The organism is Treponema sp. R8-4-B8 (genome assembly GCF_054786175.1).
Genome location: NZ_BDHE01000029.1, coordinates 1 through 5,824, shown reverse-complemented (window position 1 = coordinate 5,824; position 5,824 = coordinate 1). Strand labels below are relative to the sequence as shown.

The 5,824-nt window shown below is 40.3% G+C and carries 6 protein-coding genes; 3 read left to right on the top strand and 3 right to left on the bottom strand.

What is annotated here, in order from left to right; all coding sequences use genetic code 11:
* A partial coding sequence (locus tag ACYVRA_RS05360) for a TRAP transporter large permease subunit (protein WP_461251721.1) occupies positions 1–702 on the top strand: 702 nt, incomplete at its 5' end.
* Here ACYVRA_RS05360 and ACYVRA_RS05355 read toward each other — a convergent pair.
* The 3 genes from ACYVRA_RS05355 to ACYVRA_RS05345 are packed head-to-tail and all read right to left on the bottom strand — an operon-like array spanning position 699 to position 3,876.
* On the bottom strand, positions 699–2,087 hold the full coding sequence (locus ACYVRA_RS05355; RefSeq protein WP_461251720.1) for a sodium/glutamate symporter family protein: 1,389 nt from the start codon (positions 2,085–2,087) through the stop codon (positions 699–701). The two genes, ACYVRA_RS05360 and ACYVRA_RS05355, sit on opposite strands and share 4 nt — an antisense overlap.
* A 3-nt stretch (positions 2,088–2,090) precedes the next feature.
* A complete protein-coding gene (locus ACYVRA_RS05350; protein ID WP_461251719.1) occupies positions 2,091–3,281 on the bottom strand; it encodes a lysophospholipid acyltransferase family protein in 1,191 nt (396 codons plus the stop codon).
* Positions 3,259–3,876 carry a hypothetical protein gene (locus tag ACYVRA_RS05345; RefSeq protein ID WP_461251718.1) on the bottom strand — a complete coding sequence of 206 codons (618 nt, stop codon included), beginning with the start codon at positions 3,874–3,876 and terminating at the stop codon, positions 3,259–3,261. The genes ACYVRA_RS05350 and ACYVRA_RS05345 overlap by 23 nt, the downstream gene beginning before the upstream one ends.
* 79 nt (positions 3,877–3,955) lie before the next feature.
* Between ACYVRA_RS05345 and ACYVRA_RS05340 the strand changes: the two genes are divergently transcribed.
* Positions 3,956–4,735, top strand: a complete 780-nt coding sequence (locus tag ACYVRA_RS05340; RefSeq protein ID WP_461251717.1) for a DUF4037 domain-containing protein — start codon at positions 3,956–3,958, stop codon at positions 4,733–4,735.
* Between the two features lie 674 nt (positions 4,736–5,409).
* A complete protein-coding gene (locus tag ACYVRA_RS05335; protein WP_461251716.1) occupies positions 5,410–5,604 on the top strand; it encodes a BrnT family toxin in 195 nt (64 codons plus the stop codon).
* The last annotated feature ends 220 nt before the right edge of the window (positions 5,605–5,824 follow it).

Sequence of the window (5,824 nt, the reverse complement as noted above, 5' to 3'; positions counted from 1 at the left end):
GTTCTTTCTTCAAAAGTAATAATTCCAACTGAAAAATTTAACGGCAGGAACGCGTTACATTCGCTAAAAGAATCTTTTTTTGAAATTTTATTGCCCATAATTTTAGTGTCAGGGTATTTTTCTGGAATTCTTTCTTTGATAGAGGTAAGCGCGGTATCGGTTATATATGTGATAATTGTAGAAGTTTTTATTAAGAAAGATATTTTATTTAAGGATATCCCAAAAGTTTTTCTTAAAGCTGTTCCCATAATCGGCGGGATTCTGGCGATTTTAGCGATGGCAAAAGCCTTATCTTACTCGTTTATCGACTCCGGCATTCCTGAAAGTTTTTCTTTATGGATGCAAAGCGCCGTTCAATCAAAATATGTTTTTCTGCTGCTGTTGAATCTTGCCTTGCTTGTGCTTGGCTGCATAATGGACATATTTTCCGCGATACTTGTTTTCCTTCCGTTAATTGTCCCTCTTGGATACGCCTATGGCATCGATCCCGTGCATCTTGGAATAATTTTTATTGTAAATCTTGAAGCGGGGTTCCTTACTCCTCCGGTCGGGATGAATCTTTTCCTTGCAAGTTACCGCTTTGATAAGCCGTTTATGCAAATATGCAGTTATGTTTCTCCCTTCCTGCTAGTCCGTTTAGTGGTAGTGCTTCTTGTTACATATCTGCCCTGGCTCAGCACATGGCTTGTAAAGTTATTTTAAGACTTTTGCTTTTTCTCTTTAAGAAAGAGCAAATAGGCCAATAACAGGAAAAAGTACACAATACAACAAATTAATGTTATAAACGCCAATTTATCCGATTTTGGAGCCATGCCGATAAAGATGAGCATTGGGACGCCAAAGCCTATTCCAAAAGAACTTCCAAGCACAAGATTAGTCGCCGCAGGCGTTTCAAATTTCGGATCAATTTCGCGTAACAGAAGGATGCCGGAACTGATTACGCCCGTCATCATTCCGTACATGGACATGAAACCCTCATAATAATAATCGGGATATATTTTTTTGCATATCCATTTAAGGTAAAATAACGTGCCAAAAGTCCCTAGCAGGCACATAAGAACAAAGGGAATCCATAGCCCAGCGAGTTTTTCAAAATTGATTGTGCAGATGCCGCAGACTATCATAAGATCAAACGCGTAACCAGAAATGCGCGACAGCAGGTAGTTGTTCTGATATTGACGGGTCACCCAGCCAAGTTTGCTTCCCAATCTGATTATGCCGCGTAACGCTACCGCGAATAATGAGCCAAATATAAAATTAAAACCCCAGATAAGCGGAATTAAGCTCATGGCGAAATTGCTTCCGGTCGCCCTTAATGTTTTTGTAAGAAATACTGCAAGCCCCCATGTCACTAAATATACCATAAACACAAAGGCGACTTGGAGCGACAGTTTATCAATTGATTCTGAAACCGGTATTTCATTTTCGTCCTGGAAATCCTGCACTATAAACGTTTCTTTTGAAGTTTCCCTGTCATTAACTCTTTTTAATACGCCCTTATTCCTAAGAATGTTAAGATAAATTACGCCAAACGTGCAGGCTACGACAAAACCCATCGCCGCGATGCTTAAAGCGAAAGAATGTCCTCCGACAAAGCCCCACTGGTATTCATAAGTTGAACCGATATTATTCGCCTGCCCAGGCCCCTGTCCAAAACCCAAGGGCAGAAGAATGCCCGCCGCCTTAAACATATCGGGCTTTAAGGTATACGCGAGCCCTAAGGAAACCGCAAGCCCTAATACCCCCTGTAAAAGATATACGCTGACAATTAACGCTCCAGATTTTGAACCTGTAAAAGCTTTTGAATAATTTTTTTCCTTTCTTGGAATCATCAGCGATAGCGCGATAAACCCAATGGCTATCGTGTGGTATGTCACCATCTCCATTAGGCCTGTGTTCAAGCGGATAACGCCCGTCGCGCGTAAAGCAAGGGCCAGAAAACCCGCTATTACCGCCGTCGGCATCAGCATTTTCCTGATGAACGGAATCTTTCGGCGTATGATATTTGCCAAAACCATGATTGTCGCAAGTACGCCCATTTGCAAAATAAAATCCCATAGAGCCACATTGTCCATTGTAAAATCCATGTTTTACTCCTCCTTTTTATATGTTTTTATCGTATTAATCATATCCATATATTTTAACGCGCTTCTTGGGAACTTGCTGTGAATCTCAAAAACTCTATGTTCTGTAGAGAAAATAATCGTCTGCCTTGTAATAATTCCGATATCTATTATTTCTTTAAGCGGGAAATCCGTTACCTGCCCCGTTTTCGCGATTACCGACAGTCTGTCTTTGTATAAACATAGTTTTCCTTTTGCGATTAATGTGTTATATCCCGCTTTTTTAATTTCATACAGATATTGGCCTTCATCCGCAATTAATGGAACGTCCGCGCCTGTTTCTTTCGCGATTAAAGCGCGGACTTCATCACGTTCCCATTTAATCCAATCCTTGACGGTTTTAAAAGGGGGAGCGTCTTTGCCGCCGGGTATTTCAAAATAACAATATTCATTGTAACGCGTATTAAAACCGCAGGCGCAGGAGAGAAGATCGCCGCGGCTTTTTAGCGTTCCAAATTTTTTGCATTTAGGGCAGCAGTACAGTACTGTTTCAAGATACTCAGCCGGTTTTTTCCCTTTATAAATAATGGGATTTTTTTCCTGTTCTTCATAGGCGTCTAAATAAATATCTTTTAATATCGCCTTATAAATTTCTTCTTCCGTCATTGACGCTATTTTTTGTGGGCTGTAAATTTGGACGAGCCGCCCTTCCATTTTTCCTTTATGTACAAAACGCGCCCATCTGGGGAAGGTTAAATAAGAGCCTGTAAATTTGTACGTTACAAGGGCGACTCCCGCCCTTTTTATCAATTTGCCGATAGAGGGCTGCACTTCGCCTGTTACGCCGTCAAATGAAGTTGAACCTTCAACAAAAATACAAATGTTGCATTTTTCTTTAAGCCGCCTGAATATTGAAATGACAGTTTGCGTTTCTTGCGCGGTCTTAACCCTCGCTATTGGAGCCATGGCAAATTCTAAAAGTTTGCTGATTAATCCCATTCGCAGAAGATGGTCGGACGCGACATAGTACATTAATTTACGGAAACTTAATCCGATAAGAATTGGATCCCAATTGGTTAAATGGTTTGCGACCACGATATAAGGAGAATGTTCCGTCTCTATATTGTCATACTTAAAATTAAATTTATTCGCCCATCCGCGACGGCAAAGATTCCCAACCACTCTCCAAATAAATTCATGGCGTTTTTTGCCCTTCATAAATTTTATTATTGCACATTTCCGTTTTTTGTAAACCCTTTTGCGGACGCGGCAGCCAGTAAAGTTTGCCTATTTTCCACTTATAGTAAATTTCGCCATTAACTTCTAAAGTCTGCCAGTACATATTGGCGACTGCCGCCGCCCTAAACGCCAATTTTTCACGTTTAATTTCCGGTAAAGAAATAAGTTTTTTGTTATCTTTTGTCAGAAAGCAGCCTATCACAAGCGGAGAAAAAAGAGCGTTTATTTTTTTTATTCCGCTTTCAAATACATTCTGCGGGATGGAAATATTCAAACATGGTCCGCTGAGAGTTAAGTTTTTATCATCGCATGGAAAAGCGGTAACAGCGTCCCCCTCGGTTGATATTTTCCCGCTCCCGATGTTTTTACGCAGGGAATTGGCAATTTGTTTTAATTCTCCCGCGCTTAACGCCCGCGAAAGAGAAGCCACGGGCGCTACATATGGAAAAGAATAAACGTCCGTAAGCCCCGCTTTAACCATTAAATCGCCATATTTTCGAAATTCACCCCTCACATCTCTATGTGGGACAAGAACCAGAAATGTTTGTTTGCGCCGCTTTTTCTCAGTTTTCATAATTATTATCCCGTGATATACTCTTAGGCACATAGTATACGCGTTTTTAAGGATCTATACTATTATTTGGAGGGGAGCCATGAAATATAAGACCAAGTTATTAGTTGACAGATTTACCGGAATCCTTTCATCATGGAAGGGCGTGGAATGTATTACCCTGAATGAAGCGGCTATGGCTGATACTCTGGATCCGTATTTTGCCCTGATTCTTGACGTATTTTATAACGCTCCCATTCCAAAGGCTGAAGTCCGCTGCCGTTTATACGGCGATGATGTCGCCGCTTTTGAAAGCGCCGGGATTCACGAAAAAGACCGTTTTCTAATAGGCGATATTCCCGTCCGGCTTGAATTCAAAAAGACAAAAAAAATTGACGAGCTTGTTAATATTGCCTGTTCCAAACATGAATCCCTGTGGTTTATTAAAGACTCTGGAACTTACAGTTTTTACCGTCTCGCGAACTGCGAAATTGTTTTTTCACGTTCCAAGTGGATACACGATGTCAGAAAAAAACTGGAAAAAATAGGCGAACAATTCTGGGTAGAGATGAGAAACAATATTCAGTTAAAGATGGAACATTTTCTGTCAGACTTGGGAGCCGCCTGTTTTCAGAACGACAAGTTTCACTATCTTATCGCGTCGGCGGGCTTTATTAAAAACGCGTGCCTCACTCTTTTTTGCATTAATAGGCGTTTTGAGCCGTCTCACCGCGCATATTTTAAACAAGTATGCGAACTGCCTATTCTGCCCGAATCATTTTCCGCCGAGTTTCAAACATTCCTTGATACCAACGCCTCCGCCAATTTAGATTCACGTTTCTATTTAGCAAAATTAATCGCACAGAAAATTGTTACGCTTTAAATTAATACGAAGAATTTCACACAAAGAACACAAAGGTACAAAGATCACAAAGAGGGATTAGGGGTTTTTGTCCGTTATCTTATCGTAAAGCTCACGCTTAGCCTTCGGACAGAAACCTCCTCTTCCCTCTTCTTTGTGATCTTTGTGTGAACTCTTAACCTAGTAGTCTGTAACAGCTAAATATTTACAAAAAGACCTCTCGCAAAGGCGCAGAGGCGCAAAGGTTGTTGTTCGTAGGATCGTCGTTTTTCCTTCAAGATTTGTTGTTAAAATTATATATATTGATCAATAATGAGGCATCGAACAGGAACTTCGCGTCCTTTGCGTCCTCTGCGTCTTTGCGAGAGAAAATTTGAGAATAATGTTTTGTAAAGTTTTAGATGTTACTGACTACTAGTGTACCTTGACTCCCGACCAGCCCCATATGTAGCGTATAGGCTTGGGAGTTTTACCAAAGAGAAAACTCCAGCTTGCCCTGACTGTACTGAATAACTTCTTTGGGCATACATCGTGTAGTGGCTACACAACAATGCCGCGCCACTAATCATCGGAAGGGCTTTGCGTGTACCCGGCTTTTATGTAATAGAAATATTTTTTCTTAGACAATTATTTGGTATACATCTTTAAGAAATTGACTATGAAGAAATTAAGTGCTATATTATTAGTATCAAATTATGCTTGAATTTGAGTGGTATTCTGAAAAAGAACGGCTAATAGCCGAAAAACATGGTCTTGATATGGAGACAATCAAGCGTATATTTGATGATCCTTTTAGAATAGTGCAGTATGATATAACTCACAGCGGATTAGAAGATCGATGGCAAATTTTGGGAAAATTCAAGGATGTTATATTTACTGTTTATACGTAGCGTAGCGAAAAAATCCGTATAATAACAGCAAGGAAAGCAACGCCTGAGGAGAGTCTGATTTATTATGGTAAAAACAAGAAAGGACACTGGTTTATCCCCTGAAGATGCAATGGAACGGCTTCATGACACTCTTGTAGGCAATATTGAAAGGATAGTAAGTGAAGCCGTAAAAGATACGGTAAAAGAAGCCGTAAAAGAAACATTAACCGAAGAATATAAA